At 37.1% G+C, this 19,479-nt stretch carries 16 protein-coding genes, 3 tRNA genes and 1 other annotated feature; of the genes, 11 read left to right on the top strand and 8 right to left on the bottom strand.

What is annotated here, in order from left to right; all coding sequences use genetic code 11:
* Positions 1-238: 238 nt before the first annotated feature.
* Together NSQ79_RS10355 and NSQ79_RS10350 are read right to left on the bottom strand one after the other, a co-directional pair.
* Positions 239-1,006: a ParB/RepB/Spo0J family partition protein gene (locus tag NSQ79_RS10355; protein ID WP_013991348.1), complete on the bottom strand. Its 768-nt coding sequence runs from the start codon at positions 1,004-1,006 to the stop codon at positions 239-241.
* 65 nt (positions 1,007-1,071) lie between these two features.
* A complete protein-coding gene (locus NSQ79_RS10350; protein WP_013991347.1) occupies positions 1,072-2,307 on the bottom strand; it encodes a trypsin-like peptidase domain-containing protein in 1,236 nt (411 codons plus the stop codon).
* A gap of 205 nt (positions 2,308-2,512) precedes the next feature.
* Here NSQ79_RS10350 and rlmH point away from each other — a divergent pair, with 205 nt between their 5' ends.
* Complete coding sequence (gene rlmH, locus NSQ79_RS10345) at positions 2,513-2,992, top strand: 23S rRNA (pseudouridine(1915)-N(3))-methyltransferase RlmH (RefSeq protein WP_014632473.1); 480 nt, start codon at positions 2,513-2,515, stop codon at positions 2,990-2,992.
* Between the two features lie 15 nt (positions 2,993-3,007).
* Positions 3,008-3,691 (top strand): YoaK family protein, encoded by a 684-nt coding sequence (locus NSQ79_RS10340; protein ID WP_013991345.1) that lies wholly within the window; start codon positions 3,008-3,010, stop codon positions 3,689-3,691.
* 25 nt (positions 3,692-3,716) lie between these two features.
* Here NSQ79_RS10340 and NSQ79_RS10335 read toward each other — a convergent pair.
* Positions 3,717-3,790 (bottom strand) — tRNA-Arg (locus NSQ79_RS10335).
* A 174-nt stretch (positions 3,791-3,964) separates the two neighbouring features.
* Between NSQ79_RS10335 and NSQ79_RS10330 the strand changes: the two genes are divergently transcribed.
* The 3 genes from NSQ79_RS10330 to NSQ79_RS10320 all read left to right on the top strand — a co-directional run bounded on the left by NSQ79_RS10330 (position 3,965) and on the right by NSQ79_RS10320 (position 5,319).
* Positions 3,965-4,984: an IS30-like element IS1139 family transposase gene (locus tag NSQ79_RS10330; protein ID WP_171021848.1), complete on the top strand. Its 1,020-nt coding sequence runs from the start codon at positions 3,965-3,967 to the stop codon at positions 4,982-4,984.
* Between the two features lie 167 nt (positions 4,985-5,151).
* Positions 5,152-5,223, top strand: a tRNA-Glu gene (locus NSQ79_RS10325).
* A gap of 22 nt (positions 5,224-5,245) precedes the next feature.
* A tRNA-Asn gene (locus NSQ79_RS10320) sits at positions 5,246-5,319 on the top strand.
* Positions 5,320-5,420: 101 nt separating this feature from the next.
* On the opposite strand, the gene NSQ79_RS10315 is transcribed toward NSQ79_RS10320, so the two are convergent.
* From NSQ79_RS10315 to NSQ79_RS10305, 3 genes are all read right to left on the bottom strand, one after another.
* Positions 5,421-8,015 carry a YfhO family protein gene (locus tag NSQ79_RS10315; RefSeq protein ID WP_049528176.1) on the bottom strand — a complete coding sequence of 865 codons (2,595 nt, stop codon included), beginning with the start codon at positions 8,013-8,015 and terminating at the stop codon, positions 5,421-5,423.
* A 49-nt stretch (positions 8,016-8,064) separates the two neighbouring features.
* On the bottom strand, positions 8,065-9,687 hold the full coding sequence (locus tag NSQ79_RS10310) for an ATP-binding cassette domain-containing protein (RefSeq protein ID WP_014632476.1): 1,623 nt from the start codon (positions 9,685-9,687) through the stop codon (positions 8,065-8,067).
* A 66-nt stretch (positions 9,688-9,753) separates the two neighbouring features.
* Positions 9,754-10,626, bottom strand: a complete 873-nt coding sequence (locus tag NSQ79_RS10305; RefSeq protein WP_014632477.1) for a YitT family protein — start codon at positions 10,624-10,626, stop codon at positions 9,754-9,756.
* Between the two features lie 144 nt (positions 10,627-10,770).
* Positions 10,771-11,010, top strand: a binding site (T-box leader).
* A gap of 44 nt (positions 11,011-11,054) precedes the next feature.
* On the opposite strand from NSQ79_RS10305, the gene trpS reads away from it, so the two are divergent.
* The gene (trpS, locus tag NSQ79_RS10300; RefSeq protein WP_014632478.1) at positions 11,055-12,077 is read left to right on the top strand and encodes a tryptophan--tRNA ligase; all 1,023 of its coding nucleotides are present in this window, start codon (positions 11,055-11,057) and stop codon (positions 12,075-12,077) included.
* A gap of 178 nt (positions 12,078-12,255) precedes the next feature.
* Complete coding sequence (gene guaB, locus NSQ79_RS10295; protein ID WP_013991341.1) at positions 12,256-13,737, top strand: IMP dehydrogenase; 1,482 nt, start codon at positions 12,256-12,258, stop codon at positions 13,735-13,737.
* A 181-nt stretch (positions 13,738-13,918) separates the two neighbouring features.
* Here guaB and recF read toward each other — a convergent pair whose 3' ends face one another.
* Positions 13,919-15,019, bottom strand: a complete 1,101-nt coding sequence (gene recF, locus NSQ79_RS10290; protein WP_013991340.1) for a DNA replication/repair protein RecF — start codon at positions 15,017-15,019, stop codon at positions 13,919-13,921.
* A gap of 2 nt (positions 15,020-15,021) precedes the next feature.
* The gene (gene yaaA / locus NSQ79_RS10285) at positions 15,022-15,399 is read right to left on the bottom strand and encodes a S4 domain-containing protein YaaA (protein ID WP_049528182.1); all 378 of its coding nucleotides are present in this window, start codon (positions 15,397-15,399) and stop codon (positions 15,022-15,024) included.
* 77 nt (positions 15,400-15,476) lie between these two features.
* On the opposite strand from yaaA, the gene NSQ79_RS10280 reads away from it, so the two are divergent.
* The 4 genes from NSQ79_RS10280 to pgsA are packed head-to-tail and all read left to right on the top strand — an operon-like array spanning position 15,477 to position 19,477.
* On the top strand, positions 15,477-16,727 hold the full coding sequence (locus NSQ79_RS10280) for a pitrilysin family protein (protein WP_013991338.1): 1,251 nt from the start codon (positions 15,477-15,479) through the stop codon (positions 16,725-16,727).
* A gap of 1 nt (position 16,728) precedes the next feature.
* Positions 16,729-18,006: a pitrilysin family protein gene (locus tag NSQ79_RS10275; RefSeq protein WP_014632479.1), complete on the top strand. Its 1,278-nt coding sequence runs from the start codon at positions 16,729-16,731 to the stop codon at positions 18,004-18,006.
* 58 nt (positions 18,007-18,064) lie between these two features.
* The gene (locus tag NSQ79_RS10270; protein ID WP_013991336.1) at positions 18,065-18,922 is read left to right on the top strand and encodes a helix-turn-helix domain-containing protein; all 858 of its coding nucleotides are present in this window, start codon (positions 18,065-18,067) and stop codon (positions 18,920-18,922) included.
* A 12-nt stretch (positions 18,923-18,934) separates the two neighbouring features.
* Complete coding sequence (gene pgsA, locus NSQ79_RS10265) at positions 18,935-19,477, top strand: CDP-diacylglycerol--glycerol-3-phosphate 3-phosphatidyltransferase (protein WP_002885640.1); 543 nt, start codon at positions 18,935-18,937, stop codon at positions 19,475-19,477.
* Positions 19,478-19,479 lie beyond the last annotated feature (2 nt).

Below are 19,479 nucleotides of genomic sequence, written 5' to 3'. Positions count from 1 at the left end.
TCCATCAATTCTCCTTCTTTATTCTTGTTCTCTGATTCTATCATAAAACAAAAAAGTTTTCCACAGGTCCGGAGATAAAAGTTCCTTAAGTTATCCACAAGCTAAAAAAAGCAATTCACATTGTGCACAAGAGTTATCCACAAGTTGTGAATAAAAAAAGAAACCCTCTCAAATAAAGGGAGGGCAACCATTTTATGATGTGGATAAGTTTGTTTCTTTTTTCTCCTCAATTCACAGGTCAAATAAGCTTGTTGATAATTCTGTTAAAATCTTCTTCTGTCGAAAAGTGGATCTGAATAGTTCCAGAGTGATTTTTGTGATAACGAAGAGTAACGGGGAGACCAAGTGATTTTTCAAGTTCTTTTTCTTTATCTTTTATATGAATATCTTTTTTTGATTTTTGTTTTTTTGGAAGTTCTTGAAGTCTTTTTTCCAGGGTACGAACAGACCATTTTTCAGTAAGGACCTGATGATAGATAGTTAGTTGCTTTTTTGTATCCTCAACAGCTAAAAGTGCTCTAGCATGTCCTTGACTCAGTTTGCCATTTTCGATACTTGTCTGTATCTCTTTGGGAAGTTGGAGGAGTCTAAGAGCGTTACTGATATAGGGTCTGGATTTCCCCATAGCTTTCGCCAGTTCCTCGTGACTATAAGCTAGCTCATTAATTAAACTACGATAGGCCTTTGCTTCTTCAATGGGATTGAGATTCGATCGTTGTAAATTTTCAATAATAGCTTGTTTACGACTCTCTTGATCTGTAACTTCCTTTACAACTGCAGGGATTTCTGTCATTCCTAGACGTTTACAGGCACGTAAACGTCTTTCCCCAGCAATTAGTTCATAACCAATAATATCCGATTTTCGGACAATGATTGGCTGTATTAGTCCATTTTCTGCAATCGATTGGCTTAGCTCCGCTAATTCTTCATCAGAGAACTCTATACGAGGTTGAAAAGGATTGGGATAGATGTCACTAATAGGTAAAGCTTTGAGTTGTTCTTGCATGTTATTCCTTTCCAAAAAAGACCTTTACATTATTGTAAAGGTCTTTTGACAGATTTGTCAATGACTTAGTCAGACAAGTCTTCTGTAGATTTTGTTAATTTAAGTTCTTCAGTTTTCTTCTCTTTACCACGATAGAAGGTTACCTTGATTGTATCTCCGATACTATGGCTGTAAAGGTTGGTTTGAATATCAGTTTTTGAGCTGATTTCCTTACCGTCAATTTCAGTGATAACATCATTTTCTTGAAGTTTACCGTCAGCTGGCATACCTTTTTGAACGCTGCCGACTACAACTCCAGCTTTCACATCATCTGGTAAATCTAATTTAGAAGTTGCACTGCTAGAAAGGCTGTTAAGATCGGCCATTGAGATTCCTAGGGCTGGTCGTGTAACTTTACCGTCTTTTTCCAATTGATTGATGATTTCGACAACATCGTTTGATGGAATGGCAAATCCCATACCTTCAACGGCGCTACCAGCGACTGCTGACGTTGATGAAATTTTACTTGAGTTAATACCGATAACTTGTCCTTCGATATTGACTAAGGCACCACCTGAGTTACCAGGGTTAATGGCAGCATCTGTTTGAATAGCATTTGTTGAAACAGTTTCACCATTGTCGTTTTGCATAGTTACGGTACGGCTAAGGCTAGAAACGATTCCCTCTGTTACTGAGTTGGCGTATTCGGTACCAAGTGGGCTACCGATAGCAATTGCCTTCTCACCGACTGTGAGAGAGTTTGAGTCTGCAAATTCCGCTACGGTTTTAATTTTATCTGAAGAAACTTTGACAACTGCTAGGTCAGAGTAAGTATCTTTACCAACGAGTTCACCAGTAATTTTTGATCCATCTGAAAGCATGATTTCAAGTTTTTTAGCGCCATCGACAACGTGGTTGTTGGTTACGATATAAGCCTCTTTACCATCCTTTTTATAGATAACACCGGAACCTTCACCAGCGACTTGTAACCCATCAGAATCTTTTGATTTGTCTTGGCTAGAGTCAGAACTATCATCTCCACCAAAGATACGGCCATAAAGTTCATTTAGAGAATCTGAAGATGACCCTTCTTGGTAATTGATGACAGAAACAACAGCATTTTGTACTTTCTTAACAGCTTTAGTTGTATCTGTTGTATTATTGTATACGGTCTTAGCTGTTTTAACACCTGTATCTGTTGAATTGGTAAAAGATACCCCTGCTGCTGTTAGTAGGATAAAGGCACCTAGCAAACCACCGAGCAAGCCAATAACAAGCATTGCAATTGGCGCTACTATTTTTTTCCAGTTAAATTTTTTCACGTTTAGTCCTCCTTTTTGATAAGCATATCAAAGTAAGCTTAATTATATCATAAAGTGATTTTAAAGAACAGTTATCAACAGTCTGTGGATAAGTTTCAAAAAGTGTAGATAAAAAGCGATTTTATAGGGATAACTATAGATGCTTGACACTAAAAAGGTGTGGATAAGGTGTTAAAAGATTGTGGATATGTGCTATAATAAGCCTATGAAAGTTAAATTGATTACCGTTGGAAAATTGAAAGAAAAATATTTGAAAGATGGCATTGCGGAGTATGTCAAACGACTAGGACGCTTTACAAAATTTGAGTCTATAGAATTAACGGATGAAAAGACGCCAGATAATGCAAGCGAAGCTGAAAATAAAGCTATCTTAGACAAAGAGGGACAGCGTATCTTGGCTAAAGTAGGTGATCGTGATTATGTCATTGCCTTAGCTATTGAAGGAAAACAATTTCCCTCAGAGCAATTTGCTAAAGAGTTAGAGCAAGCGACTCTTAGAGGCTATTCAGATATTACTTTTATTATAGGGGGAAGTTTGGGACTCTCTCCTACAGTGAAAAAGAGGGCTAATCAATTAATGAGTTTTGGTCTCTTAACGTTCCCTCATCAGCTTATGCGCCTTGTATTAGTAGAACAAATTTATCGCGCATTCATGATTCAGCAGGGAAGTCCTTACCATAAGTAGAAGAAGGAAACAGACATGTTCAGAATGAAAAAACGCTCCTATCGTGTTTTTGAAGGATTACGGGTAGCAACTCTAGTAAGTTATATAGGGGGTTTCATTGATGCCTATACTTACAATACTCAAGACGGACGATTTGCAAGTATTCAGACAGGTAATCTCCTTTATTTGGTTATTCATCTTGTTGAGGGGCATATTGCAAGAGCTTTCAGCTATGTGATACCTATTTTTTTCTTTGTTTTAGGTCAGTTTTTTGTTTTTTTTGTTAAGAAGTGGCTCATTAACCATAAATGGGGATGGCATTTGCAAGCGATTAGACTTGCCTTTCTCTTGATGACTATTCTCGCCATCATTACACCTTACGTTGATTCTACTATTACGATTGCGGGCTTGGCATTTTTTGCCTCTCTTCAGGTAGGGATTTTTAAACGCGTCAGAGGGGTAAATTATGCTTCCTTCATGATGACTGGTAATATTACGAATACCTCTTTAACCGTTGCCAGGGCTATTGACGAGGGGGATCCCAAAGTGCTTAAACAAGCTTCTTACACTACTATTATCATCTTTACATTTATGGTAGGAGTTGCAGCCTCAACTTGGTTTGCTCAATATTTACATGAATACAGCCTATATACGACTTTGCTTCCCTTATTTGTTTTAAATTATTTCCTATTTATCGAGGCAAAAGAAAAACGCAACTAGAGGTTCTAGATTGCGTTTTTTTATCTGATCCCAGCAGGATTCGAACCTGCGACCGTTCGCTTAGAAGGCGAATGCTCTATCCAGCTGAGCTATGGGACCAATAACTCTATTAGTTTACAAAATATATAGCAACATGTCAATACTTTGTAAAAGCAAGATAAAAACTAACGTAAAATTCGAATAAATTGCCCTATTGTAAAATGAAGTGCAACACAAAAGACATGTTCATCTGATATACTAGAGTTGCGAAAAACAGTATAAAGGAAGATGAACATGTCCACTAATTATTCTACCACAAATCAATCATACAAGCACTTATCTGAAGCTGAGCGAGGGGAAATTGAAGCTTATTTAAGCGTAGGACTCAAACCTGCTGAGATTGCTCGTAGACTAGGGAGAAATCGCTCTACTATTACTCGTGAAATTAATCGTGGTTCCATAACACAAGTGAAAAAAGTAAATGGGCAAAAGGTCTATTACCAACACTATTATGCAGATGCTGCTCATAACCGTTATCGTCATGCTAGAGAAGCCAGCTATTATTTGAAACTGGATTCCGTATCGGATGACTTTCTGAGAGCATTTACAGAAGCAATGAGAGAGAAACCAAGGGTGCATAGCGTGGATACCTTTGTTCATACCTATAGACTCCAACATGTAGATGCAGTTGTTCCTTCAACCAAGACGCTCTATAACTATATCCATCAAGGATTGTTAGAGATTAAGGTCATTGATTTGCCAAGAGCAGTGCGGATCCGTAAGAAATTTACCAAGCGCCCCTCTACCAAGAAACATCTAGGAAAGTCAATTGAAGAAAGGCCAGAAGAAATCAATAATCGTTCCCGTTTTGGAGATTGGGAAATCGATTCTGTTCTGGGTGGAAAGACAATAGGAGAACCTTCTATTCTAACCTTGGTAGAACGACAAACACGCTATGCTGTCACAAAGAAACTCGTGGAAAAGAAAGCAGAGTATGTCAATCAAGCAGTCTTAGAGTGTATGAAACTTTATCCCATTAAGTCCATAACTGCAGATAATGGAAACGAATTTTCATCATTGAGTAAGATAGAGGGATTAGATGTTTATTTTGCACATGCCTATTCATCTTATGAACGAGGTACAAATGAGAATTTCAATGGACTACTAAGAGAGTTCATTCCGAAGGGGTGTTCGTTAAAAGAACTAAATCAGAATCTTTTAGAGGACTATACAAAGGCTATCAATGAAAGACCTAGACGAATTCATGGCTATCAGTCCGCAAAAAAGCTGTTTGAGCTAACTCAAACAGCTTGAAAGATACTCACTTAATCAGAGGAACATCTTTGTTGCACTTGACTTGACAATTAGGGATTCGAATAAATTTAGCAAAATTTAATATTTTTTTTGAAAAAAAGTATAGACAAAATCGAATACTCTGATATAATAATAAGAGTGTTAACGAGATAAAAATCTCAGAACTTGGTCCGTTGGTCAAGGGGTTAAGACACCGCCTTTTCACGGCGGTAACACGGGTTCGAATCCCGTACGGACTATTTTTGCTACTTAGCAGTTTTATCCGCCATAGCTCAGTTGGTAGTAGCGCATGACTGTTAATCATGATGTCGTAGGTTCGAGTCCTACTGGCGGAGTGATAAGACACCTCAAGTTGTATAGCTTGAGTTTTTTTGTACCCAAAGATAAATAGGTCTGGAACAATTGTTCCAAACCTATTTAATTTTATTTAAGATAATCAGCTGTTTTGAATAACGGTTATTTTTCTGATGAAATAAGCGTAGCAACAAAATATGATACTTGCCAATAGACTAATCAATAAACCTGTCTTAAGACCATAGGGAATGAAGGTTAGAACAACTTTACCTTTCCCACTAGGGACATCGACTTTCATGAACCCCTTTTGAGCTCTATGAATCTTAACTTTTTTATGATTTATGGTCGCTGTCCACCCCTTATCGTATGGAATGGTGAAGAATAGTGAGGCATTCGTTTTACTACTATAATCAACGAACACTTTATTATTTGACGTCGTAACCTTGCTATCACGTTCATTAATAGTATCCATAGCTATCTGATAGTTTTGAGTATCAAGGGCATAAAAACTAGGATTATCAAAGGATATTGCTTTATTGCCAGGAAAACTAAGTTTGATGGTAACCATTGATTCTGTTTCAAAGTAGCCAAGATCGAAGAAATCAAAGGTATTGTCAGTAACTTGATTCCTTGTCACACCATTTACAGTAATTGACAGAGAGTGGTTATTGTCATCGGACCAAGAAATGTTAGGAATACTAACATAGAGTTGACTATGTGGTGGAGCGATAACTCGATAGGTGATTGTTACAAAATCTTTATTCGAGTTGCTAACGTTTTTAGCCACGCGCTGATTCAAAGACTTAGCATCTTGATCAAATAGTTGAGATGGAGCTCGTTTAAAATATGTTAAGTTAAGTCCAGATAGAGCATTTAGCAAGCTAGTTTGATTGTCAAGCGTATTGACAGTGAAGTCAATATTCTTGTAAATACCATCAGTTAAGATAGCAAGCTGGCTTGCATTATTATTTTGATAAAGCCCTATTGTTTTTTCAGAAGTTACGTGATTAAAACCATACTTATTAAGGTCAAAGTTCGATAAATTATATTTTATTCCGAAGAGACTATCAGCGATAATGGTGTTATTTTGGTAACGTAGGTTTAAATTAGTCCCTTCAGATTTGAAGCCTAACCTATCGAGTGTTGAGCTTGAAGCAGTATTTCGAATGGATGAAAACTGAGAGATACCATTATAGTTGAATTTCATACTGTCGTTACCGGTTTGAGCCTCTAACCTTTCAGTACGGTAAAAAGTCTTATTCGCTTGCTTAGTATCTGAAACTAGTTTTGTAATGGCAGACATATTTCGTAGATAGCCTTCACGAGTTGGGAATACCCACTCATTTCCCAGAGCTCCAACAACATAGTAAGTACTTAATGCAAGCTCAAAAATGCAGAATAAGAAGGTGAAACAGCGAAAAACACTCCCAGGAATTTGCTGTCTAAAATAGCTAATAAATAGAATGGCATAGGCTAGAAGAAATGCTAAGCTTAATAGCCAGGAGACAGATTCAATAAAGCTATAGTGAGATTGGAAAATCCAAGTTAGTAAGTAAGCGGTACTCAATCCTAAGAAAGATAGGAGGAGTCTTTTAAAAGAAAAGTTTTTAATTCGGTTGAGTGTTTCTCCTGCCAAAAGAACAATTAGGAGAGATAGGAGCCAAGAATAGCGATGGAGAAACATGTTGGGTGCATGCATGCCTTGCCAAAACAAATCAAGAGGCTGTAAGTAGAAGCTAGCGATAAAGAAAGCTACTAATAGGAGATAACCTATACGTAATGATAGCTTGACTTCCCTACTAATAAAGAAAAGTAGAAAAAGAATCAAAGGTAAGATTCCAACATAGATCATAGGGATTGATCCAAATTTAGTAGTATCGTAAACTCCAACGAGATTTTTCGCAAAGAAGTCAAAATAATAGGTGGACTCTGTCAACAAACTTGACGCACCTGTAAACTTTTCACCATGTGTGGTCAAGTCAAGTAGTGTAGGTAGTAACATGACAGCACTACTTAAACCAGCGAGTATAGAGACAATTCCAAAGTCTATGAAATGAAGAATCTTACTCTTCCATCCCTTGATAGTTACCAATTGTACTATGGTGTAAAGGGTTAGGAAAATAGCCATCATATAACCAAAATAGTAATTTTGGATAAAAAGACAGGTTAGGCTAAAAAAGTATAAGCCCCGTTTATTGAATCTTAGTAAGAGATGTAAACCTAATATGATTAGAGGTGCTAGAATAAAGGCATCTAGCCAGGTATTAATTTCTAACTGACTGGTAGCGAAGCTCATCAAAGCAAATCCTGTAGAAAGACATAGGATGAAACTTCTTGACACTTTTGTAAAGAGCCGCTTAAAACTAAAAGCTCCTGATAACCCAATAAGCCCGAATTTAAGTAGTGTTATATAATAAAAAGCATCGGCCATTTGGTTGACAGTAAAGAAATAGTAAAGTGGAGACAAGAAGGAACCTAGGTAATAGCTTGTTAAAGCATAGAAATTAAGCCCTAGACCACTTGTAAAGGTGTAAAAGAGGCTCCCATCTCCATGAAGTATATTCCGAAGTCCAGTTGCAAAAATCACATACTGATGAAATCCATCACTTGTTAAAATAGTCCGCTCACTACCAGGATAGATTTTTTGGCTATACAGCACCCCTATCATGATTAGTACTGGCAAGAAAAAAGCAGCCAGATAAAATAATAAAGTCGTATGGTATTTTTTATTTGTCATAATGATACTAAGACAGGTTGGGATATCCCAACCTGCATCTTTTTATAGTTTAATCAGCCCATAGTGCTTTGACTTTAGCTTGCACTTCTTCATTTTCAAGGAACTCATCATAAGTTTCATCAATACGGTCAATAACCCCATTTTTAGAAACAACTACGATGTGGTTCGCTATTGTTTGGATAAATTCATGGTCATGACTGGCAAAGATAACAGACTCTTTGAAGTCACGGACGCCATCATTCAGACTTGAGATTGATTCCAAATCCAAGTGATTAGTAGGATCATCTAGAAGAAGGACGTTAGATTTCAAAAGCATGAGTTTAGAAAGCATGACACGTACCTTTTCTCCCCCTGAGAGAACACTAACAGATTTATTAACCTCATCCCCTGAGAAGAGCATACGCCCAAGGAATCCACGCAAGAAGGTATCGTCATCTTCACCTTTTTCGGCAAATTGACGGAGCCATTCGAGAATTGATTCACCGGATGCAAAGTCTTTAGAATTGTCTTTTGGAAGGTAAGAACGGCTAGTAGTAACACCCCATTTGATTGTACCTTCGTAGTCAATATCACCGGCAAGAGCACGAATCAATGCAGTTGTTTGAATATCGTTTTGACCGATGATGGCAGTCTTATCTCCTGGTCGTAAGATGAAACTAATATTGTCAAGAATAGTCTCACCATCCATCTTAACAGTGAGATTTTCAACTGTTAGAAGGTCATTACCGATTTCACGCTCTGCTTTGAAATTGATGAATGGGTATTTACGACTTGATGGGACGATTTCTTCTAGCTCAATTTTATCAAGCATTTTCTTACGAGAAGTCGCTTGTTTAGATTTTGAAGCGTTGGCAGAGAAACGAGCAACGAATTCTTGAAGTTCCTTAATTTTTTCTTCTGCTTTGGCATTACGGTCAGCCTGCAAGCGTGCAGCCAATTCTGAAGATTGTTTCCAGAAGTCATAGTTACCGACATAGAGTTTGATTTTACCAAAGTCAAGGTCGGCCATATGCGTACACACCTTATTCAAGAAGTGACGGTCATGGGATACGACAATGACCGTATTTTCAAAATCAATCAAGAAATCTTCAAGCCAAGAGATTGACTGGATATCAAGACCATTGGTAGGTTCGTCAAGAAGAAGTACATCAGGTTTACCAAAGAGTGCTTTTGCAAGGAGAACCTTGACCTTGTCACCATTAGCCAATTCACTCATGTTTTGATAGTGAAGGTCTTCTGAGATATTTAGATTCTGAAGCAATTGTGAGGCTTCGCTTTCAGCTTCCCAACCACCTAATTCAGCAAAGAGTCCTTCTAGTTCAGCAGCACGGACACCATCTTCATCTGAAAAATCTTCTTTCATGTAGATGGCATCTTTTTCTTTCATGATATCGTAGAGACGTTCATTACCCATGATAACAACATCGATAACGCGTTCTTCTTCATAGTCAAAGTGGTTCTGACGAAGGACAGAAAGACGTTCATCAGGACCAAGAGAGATGTGTCCTGTTGTTGGTTCGATATCACCAGCTAAAATTTTCAAAAAAGTAGATTTACCAGCACCATTAGCACCGATAAGACCATAAGTATTACCTGGCGTGAAGGCAATGTTAACATCATCAAAAAGTTTACGATCGCTAAAACGAAGCGATACATCTGATACAGTAAGCATATAATATCCTTTATTTTTATTCTTAACTACTATTTTACGAGAAATTAGACTTTATTTCAATCGATTTTACAAGGGATTAATAAAGTCATTTGGAACTCTTTGGTAATCTTTTTGGAGGCTAAATCCACGTCCCATAACTGTAGAAGCAGGAACAATGACGATAAAGGCAGTTTCATCTATTTTTTGGATTTCTTCTTGGACTTTTGGAACCTCATGAGTTGACAAGGTAGTCATAATCATATTTTGTGCATGTCCGGTATGTCCACCAAGAACTGGGATTTTTGTTGCTCCTCGATCAGCCACTCTAGTGATGTAGTTTAGGATTTGTTCACTATTTTGCGAAATGATTAGAAGATTTCGTGATGAATTGAGTCCGACCATCATTTTATCAATTGTAAGAGAAACAACTCCAAGTGAGAGAATGGAATACATAACAGTATCAGGAGGAAAGGCAATAGCACTGATTGCGACAATGATTCCATCGACAATAAGTAGTACCATTCCTAGTGGGAGTGGCGTATATTTGTTGAGAATTTGTGTGATAATTCCAGTTCCTCCAGTTGAGGAATTTCCATAAAAAACTATTCCTAGTCCTAACCCTAATACAATTCCCCCAAAAATAGCAGCCAACAAAGGTTGTTTGGTGAGTGTAGGTAATCCCTCAGTTAATTTAATAAAAGTTGGGAAGACAAGAGACCCATAGAAGGTTTTTAGGAGAACTTCGCGGCCAAGAAAGCACCAACATAAAATTAACAAAGGGATGGTTGTTGCTAAGACGAAGTTAGCATTATTCCAACCAAAAAGGGCGTTTAAACTAATGGCTAGCCCTCCGACACCACCTGAAGCAATATTATTCTTAACTAAAAGTGAGTTATAGCCAACCGCAGCAATAAAAGAACCGAGTGTAACTAAAAGTATGTCTATTATTCGACGTTTCATATAATATCTCCTAGAAATGATATTCTTATTATCAAGTCTTTTTAAGTTTCCGTCAAGTAATGACTATTTTGGTTGTATCTGAGGTTGTGTTTCACGTGAAACTAGAAACATAATCTTGACAAAAATAGATAAAACAATGTAGAATAATAGTCATCAGAAGAGTAATTCTATCCTTTTTTATAGAGAGCTGGTGGTTGCTGAAAATCAGTATGAAGGTGGAATGAATGGGCTGAAGAGAATTGACGATTAACGTGAACACATAAACGTTAGGTTTGGCACCCCTTATCGTGCAACTTCTTTGTTGAGAAGGTTTGAGATGATAGCTGCAGAAAGAGTTATCAACTGAGGTGGTACCGCGTATCAAAAGTGATTAACGCCCTCACGCATGTTTTTGCGTGGGGATTTTTTTGTATTAGAGAGGTAATTATATGACGAAACCTATTATTTTGACGGGAGACCGTCCAACAGGGAAACTTCATCTAGGACACTATGTTGGTAGTTTAAAAAATCGTGTCCTTTTACAAGACGAAGATAAATATAACATGTTTGTCTTCTTGGCTGATCAGCAAGCTCTTACGGATCACGCAAAAGAGTCAGAAATCATCAAAGAATCGATTGGGAATGTTGCTTTAGATTATCTCTCTGTAGGTTTGGATCCAGCTAAGTCAACTATTTTCATTCAAAGTCAGATTCCTGAGTTGGCTGAGTTGACTATGTATTACATGAACCTAGTTTCATTGGCACGTTTAGAGCGTAACCCAACGGTTAAGACGGAAATTGCTCAAAAAGGCTTCGGAGGATCTATTCCAACAGGATTTCTAGTTTATCCAATTTCTCAGGCAGCTGATATCACGGCCTTTAAAGCAAATTATGTTCCTGTAGGTAATGACCAAAAGCCAATGATTGAGCAGACACGTGAAATTGCACGTAGCTTCAATCATACTTATAATTGTGATATTTTGGTTGAGCCAGAGGGAATCTACCCTGAAAATGAAGCTGCAGGGCGCCTTCCAGGTCTAGATGGTAATGCTAAAATGTCTAAATCCTTGGGGAATGGAATCTTCCTTTCAGATGATGAAGATACTGTTCGTAAAAAAGTCATGAGCATGTATACGGATCCAAATCATATTCGTGTGGAAGATCCAGGTCAAATTGAAGGTAACATGGTTTTCCATTATCTTGATATCTTTGGTCGCGAAGAGGATGCTACTACAATTGCTGAAATGAAAGAACATTATCAACGAGGTGGTTTAGGAGATGTGAAGACAAAACGTTATCTTCTAGAAATCTTAGAACGTGAGTTAGCTCCAATTCGTGAACGCCGTTTAGAATATGCCAAGGATATGGGAGAAGTTTTCCGTATGCTTGAAAAAGGTAGTCAAGCAGCGCGTGAAGTTGCTGGACAAACATTGGCAGAAGTAAAAGAAGCAATGGGAATTAATTATTTCTAAGAAATAAAAAGTAGGGACTCAAGATAATCTAGAGCCCTATTTTTATTTGGAAAAAGGTTTTCTTAGAATCTTATGCGAAATCTGTTGACAAATCATTTTAGCATGATATGATATTATCAATTAAAAAATAGACTGGGGTTTCTGTACCTCAAAACTTTGAGAAAAGAGGACGATTATAATGTCAAATTGGGACACTAAATTCTTGAAAAAAGGTTACACTTTTGATGACGTATTGCTTATTCCTGCGGAAAGTCATGTTCTACCAAACAACGTCAACTTGAAGACGAAATTGGCTAAAAATTTGACATTAAATATCCCAATTATCACTGCAGCCATGGATACGGTCACAGATAGTAAGATGGCTATCTCAATTGCTCGTGCAGGTGGTTTGGGTGTCATTCACAAAAACATGTCTATTGCGGAACAAGCTGAAGAAGTTCGAAAAGTAAAGCGCTCTGAAAATGGTGTCATCATTGATCCATTCTTCTTAACGCCTGAAAATAAAGTTGCTGAAGCTGAAGAGTTGATGCAACGTTACCGTATTTCAGGGGTTCCAATTGTTGAGACACTTGAAAATCGTAAATTGGTTGGTATTATCACAAACCGTGATATGCGTTTTATCTCTAATTACGATACTCCAATTTCAGAACACATGACTTCTGAAAAATTGGTCACTGCTCCAGTTGGAACAGATCTTGAAACAGCTGAAAGTATTCTTCATGAGCATCGTATTGAAAAGCTACCTCTAGTTGATGAAGAAGGTCGTTTGTCAGGACTCATTACTATTAAGGACATCGAAAAAGTTATCGAGTTTCCTAATGCAGCTAAGGATGAATTCGGTCGTCTTTTGGTCGCAGGTGCTGTAGGGGTTACTTCTGATACCTTTGAACGTGCAGAAGCTCTCTTTGAAGCAGGCGCAGATGCTATTGTCATTGATACTGCACATGGTCATTCAGCAGGTGTTCTTCGTAAAATTGCTGAAATTCGTGCCCACTTCCCAGATCGTACTTTGATTGCAGGAAATATTGCAACAGCTGAAGGTGCGCGTGCACTTTATGAAGCAGGTGTCGATGTCGTTAAAGTAGGTATCGGACCAGGTTCTATTTGTACAACACGTGTGGTTGCGGGTGTAGGTGTTCCTCAAGTCACTGCTATTTACGATGCTGCAAGTGTTGCGCGTGAATACGGAAAAACAATTATTGCTGATGGTGGTATCAAATACTCAGGTGATATTGTAAAAGCTCTTGCAGCAGGTGGTAATGCTGTAATGCTTGGTTCTATGTTTGCTGGTACTGATGAAGCACCAGGTGAAACTGAGATTTTCCAAGGTCGTAAATATAAATCATACCGTGGTATGGGATCAATTGCAGCGATGAAGAAGGGATCAAGCGATCGTTACTTCCAAGGTGCAGTTAATGAAGCGAATAAACTTGTTCCAGAAGGAATTGAAGGCCGTGTAGCTTATAAAGGTTCTGCTGCTGATATTGTATTCCAATTGATTGGCGGTATCCGTGCAGGTATGGGTTATACAGGTGCAGAAGATATTCAGGCTTTACATGACAAAGCTCAGTTTGTTGAAATGTCAGGTGCAGGACTTATTGAAAGTCACCCTCACGATGTTCAAATTACCAACGAGGCGCCTAACTACTCAGCTCATTAATAAACATAAAAGTACTTATCTCAGATAAGTACTTTTTGTTTACAGAGATATTTACAATAAGTTTACAACGTATTTACGTGATTATGGTTGTTGATAAAAGGGTTTAGGCGAAAATGATTTACAGCTTATTGGGTAACGCTTGTCACATGTGTCAATCACGAAAAATAGAAAAACAAGTCATTTAATCGACTTGTTTTTCATAAATATCACCATTCTTAACTAAGAAGGTCTTTAAATCAGGTGGTAGGTTACTCAGATGATCAAGTGAAGTTGTCGTCATGAAGGTTTGAACCTCTTCGTCAATACTTTCTAACAGTTTAAGTTGACGGTGATTGTCAAGCTCACTCATGACATCATCGAGGAGAAGAATAGGAAATTCACCTGTTACTTTTTTTATCAGAGCAATCTCAGCCATTTTTAAAGAAAGTATGAGACTACGTTGCTGCCCCTGACTACCGAAAGATGCGTTCATGTCATTAATGTAAAATGTTAAATCATCCCTATGCGGACCAACACCAGTGTTCTTTTTGAAGATATCTCTTTTGTGATTTTGCTTTAACGTGGTTAAAAATGATTCGCGAATAACTTTGTTATTTTCCAGTGGGATATTAGATTCGTAGGAGATTTTAAGGCGCTCTATCTGATTTGAGAGGTTACTATGATGTCTATCTGCCTCCTCCTCTAATTGCTTGATAAATTCTAGTCTATGTTCGATAACTCGTGTTCCAAAATCGGAAAGCTGTTCATCTAACACTGAGAGGAAATTAATGTCTACATTGTCAGTAGATTTGAGATAAGCATTACGTTGTTTGAGTACATGATTATAACTTGATAAGTCTGAGAGATAAACAGGCTTAATCTGTCCTAAATCAATATCTATAAATTTACGTCTCAGGCTTGGAGATCCTTTTACAAGTTGTAAATCCTCAGGAGCAAATAGCACCACAGTCATGTGACCGATATAATCGGATAATTTAGCTTGTTTGAGGTGGTTAACCTTTGTTATGCGTCCTTTATTAGATAAACTGATTTCCAGAGGTAGCTTCCCACTATGACGATGCACGATGCCGTTAAGTTTGAGAGTATTTTGTTGAAATTGAATCAGTTCTTTATCTGAACGGGTCCGATGACTACGTGTCAATGCTAGAAAATAGATGGCCTCAAGAATATTTGTTTTTCCTTGGGCATTGCGACCAAGAAAAATATTGAGATGAGGTGAGAAGCTCACAGAGGCTTCAGTATAATTTCTAAAGTGTTGAATATCAATTTTTTCGAGCCACATAGTTAGGTTCCTGGGAAACGAACGGGTTTTCGTTTAGTTTTATTGCTTTCTTTTGACGGATGTGCTTTTTGTTTCTTTTTATTATCCTGATTCATTTTTTTAACAATGGCAGCAACACGTGCTTTTTCAGCGACTGCTTTTTGATGTTCTTCAATTTCATTTGTCGTAGGAGCTACAATCGTTATTTCAAGTTCCTCAGACGGAATGGTAATAACATCTCCATAACGAAGTTTTTTTCCACGACGTTTTTCATCCTCACCGTTGAATAAAACGGTATTATTAGCCAAGAAACCTTTTATAGCTCCTCCACTATGAATGATACTTAATTCTTTTAAAAGTGCCTGCAGTGTGATGTATTCACCAAATAATTTATATTCCATAGTACCTCAACTTTCTCTTGAGATAAGATAGCATAAAAATGGTATAATTGGAAGCATAAACTTTTTAGAGGTTATCAATGAAAATTGCTGATGGTGTCTATGTACACTTCATTCCAACACAAAAATATAAAACTAATCGTATTGTTTTTCGAATGACAGGATCTTTGAATAAACAAACAATTGCTAAACGAGCCCTAGTTTCACAAATGTTAGCTACAGCCAATCAGACGTATCCAACAGTACAGTCTTTTAAAGAGAGACTAGCTTTTCTTTATGGAACACAGTTGTCAACTAGAGTGTCAACTAAAGGATTGACACATAGCGTTGACATCGAGTTGACATATCTGAAAGATACCTTTATCCCTACGAATGATGGATTGTTTTGGGAAGTGCTAGGATTTTTGAAAGAGTGTCTTTACAAGCCACTGTCAAGAGTAGCCCAATACCAAAATAAAGTATTTGACATAGAAAAACAAAATTTAATGACATACCTGGATGTTGACACGGAGAATAATTACTATTACAGTGAAGTTAAAGGAAGAGAGCTTTATTTTGTAAATGAGGGCTTGAAAGTTCCAAAATATGGTCAAGCAGAACTTGTTGAAGCAGAGACCTCGTTTACAGCTTATCAAGAATTTCAAAGTATGTTGACAAGAGATCGTATTGATATCTTTATGGTTGGAGAATTTGATGATTATCAAGTACTCCAAGCTTTACATCGTTTTCCTTTGGAAGGACGTCAAGTTGATTTACAGTTTAGCTATAGTCAACCTTATGTCAATGTTGTGAAAGAAAAGATAGAACCTAGACAGAGTAGTCAATCTATTTTACAGCTAGGGTACCAATTTCCGTGTCAATATGGAGATAAAGATTACTTTGCTTTAATTGTATTCAATGCAATGTTCGGTGAATTTGCCCATTCAGCCTTGTTTACAACACTTCGAGAAAAGGAAGGGTTGGCTTATTCAATTAGTAGCCAATTTGATATCTTTACAGGTTTACTAGAAGTTTACGCTGGAATTGAAAAATCTAATAGAGATCAGGCTATGCGAGGAATTAGTAGAGAATTGAATTACATTAAATTAGGACGTTTTTCAAGCTCTCTCCTGAATCAAACCAAAAAAATCATACGAATGAATGCTCTACTCTCTGAAGATCATGCCTTAACATTAGTGGAACAACGTTTTAATAAGGTGATTTTTGGCGATAAAAGTCTTTCATTGGAGAATTGGTTAGATGAGATTGAGAAGGTTACTAAAAAAGATGTTTGCCGTGTAGCACGTCAAGTTAAGCTACAGAGTTTGTTCTTTTTAGAAGGAGTGTCTTAAAATGGCTGCTTTGAAGAAACGTTATTATCAAAAAATTGATGAAGAAGTTTATTCAGCAATTTTAGATAATGGTATGTCTTTATCAATCATTAAGAAAAAAGGATTTGTAGAAAAAGTCGCCTTTTTGTCAACAAATTTTGGGGCGCTAGATAATCACTTTTATATTGATGGTGAGTCACAATCTTACCCTGCAGGTATTGCTCATTTTCTTGAACACAAGCTATTTGAGGATGAGCAGGGAAGGGATGTGACATTGGATTTTGTCAAGCTTGGAGCTGATGTCAATGCTTTTACAACATTGGAGAAGACAACATATTATTTTTCTACCCTTGACCACTTTGAGGAGTCTTTAGAGCTTTTATTAAAGTTTACATCGAGCTTTACAAGTTCTGAAGATGCTGTCAATCATGAAAAAAGAATTATTGAACAAGAGATAAATATGTATCAGGATGATCCTGACTACAGAGTTTATCTAGGTTGTTTACAAAGTTTGTATCCTAATACTATATTAGGACAAGATATTGCTGGAAGTGTTGATAGCATTGAAGAAATTACTGTAAAGGACTTAAAAGATAATTTTGATTGCTTTTACAGGCCAGCAAACTGTCATCTCGTCTTAGTGGGCGATTTTGATGTTGGAAACATTTACACTCTTGTCAATGAAAAACAAAGTAAGTTTACACCACCTGAGAGAATAGTCGAGAAAGAAAAGCACCCTATTGAGTCAGATATCCAAAAATTAGATAGTCTTCAAATGGAGATATTCATCTCAAAACTAGCCATTGGTTTTAAGAGTGTTCCTTTTACTGATAATCGTATGAGAGAAAATATACTGGTACAGTTATTGTTCAATTTACTGTTTGGCTGGACGTCTCCTTATTATCAAAATTGGTATGCTGAAGGAAAAATAGACGAGTCTGTGTCAATTGAATACGAGGTATCTAATCGATATTCATTTGTCGTTATGACTATGGACACTGCAGAGCCTATCCGTATGTCAAGTTTAATTCGTCAAGTGATGACATCGGCAGATAAAAAACGATTGTTGACGGAAGAAGCATTGGATTTACAAAAGAAAGCCTTGTATGGTGAATTTTTACGTAGTCTAGACAATATCCAGAATTTAGGGAGCCAATATTTAGCGTATTTTGAGAATGATAAAACATACTTTGATTTTGGTCAGGAACTGATGAGCATTACTTCCAAGGAGTTGAAGGATTTTTTGAATCACTATCTCTCAAATATGGAGATTACCGATTTTGTTGTCTTCCCTAAATAAGTGATTATTTGCTATAATAGAGACACGAAAACAAAGAAGAATATTAGAAAGGGGAAAAATGAAGTTACACTCTCTAGGTGAGCAATTACGTGCAGCGCGTATAAAGAAAGAGTTAAGTTTGTATGATGTAGAAAAATTTTCTGGAGTCGAAGCCCAGTTTCTTCTGGCTATGGAAATGGATCAACTTAAGGCTTTGCCAGAGGACATTCAGCAAGAGGCGCTTGAAAAGTATGCCACTTCGGTTGGTTTAGATGGAAAACGTCTGTTTGAGGAGCAGAGACAGAATGAGCAAAAACTAAAAAAAGAGAAGAAACCAGTTGAACGTAAGGAAGATACCTTAGCTGCTAAAGCTCCCATGTCACGCTTTTTAAAGCATAAACGTGAAGAAAAAAGAAAGTCTAACTATCTACCTTTACTAGTGCTTAGTGCGGTTTCGTTACTTATCATCTGCTCAGTAGGTTATATTATTGTTAGACATCTTTCTAATCAACCTCAAGTGATAAAACCAAATACTATCTCTACAGTTAATCATCTGTCGACGGCTAGTAAGGCTAAATCGTCACGAAGCATTTCTGAGGTTACCGTTTCGGGGGCAAATGTTACAACGACAACTCAAGGTAATCAACTAATGGTTGATTTCTCCAATGTAAATTCTTCAGTAGTTTTAGATGTGGAGTTATCAAAAGATAGTGATGACACATGGTTTTCAGTAGATAACTCAGATACTTCAGAGAGTTACCTCCTTTCAAAAACGAAAAATTCAAAATACTCTTTAGATTTTTCTGGTAAAACTAAACCAACTCAAATTATTATTGCTCAATCTTCAAAAGTAACTCTAAAGGTAAATGGGGAGTCACTTGATTTATCTCAATTAGATAAAAATACACCTAGCTACCTCACATTAAGAATCCAATAGAATCGAGAAGAAATGTTTAAAAAAGAAAATTTACCTAATTTATTGACACTTGCTAGAATTGTTTTGATTCCTATCTTTTTACTGATGACATCACTTGCGTCAAGTAATGTCATGCATATTGCTGCGGCGGTTGTCTTCGCTATTGCCAGTATTACAGATTATTTAGATGGCTATTTGGCACGAAAATGGCATGTTGTTACTAATTTCGGGAAATTTGCAGACCCATTGGCAGATAAGATGCTAGTGATGTCAGCATTTATTATGTTAGTCGGTATTAATCAAGCACCAGCCTGGGTGGTTTCAGTTATTATCTGTCGTGAGCTTGCAGTCACAGGTCTTCGTCTTTTATTAGTGGAGAATGGTGGTACAGTTCTCGCTGCAGCTATGCCTGGTAAGATTAAGACAGTGACTCAGATGTTATCTATTATTCTATTATTGTGTCATCTGCATTTTGTAGGAACAATTATGCTTTATATTGCTTTGTTCTTTACAATTTACTCAGGCTATGATTATTTCAAAGGTGCAGGTTTCTTATTTAAGGATACTTTCAAATAGTA

It is taken from the genome of Streptococcus sp. FSL W7-1342 (assembly GCF_037966635.1).
Taxonomy (GTDB): Bacteria; Bacillota; Bacilli; order Lactobacillales; family Streptococcaceae; genus Streptococcus; species Streptococcus salivarius_D.
Note: the sequence above shows the minus strand (reverse complement) of the source record. Positions and strands in the feature narration are given on the sequence as shown.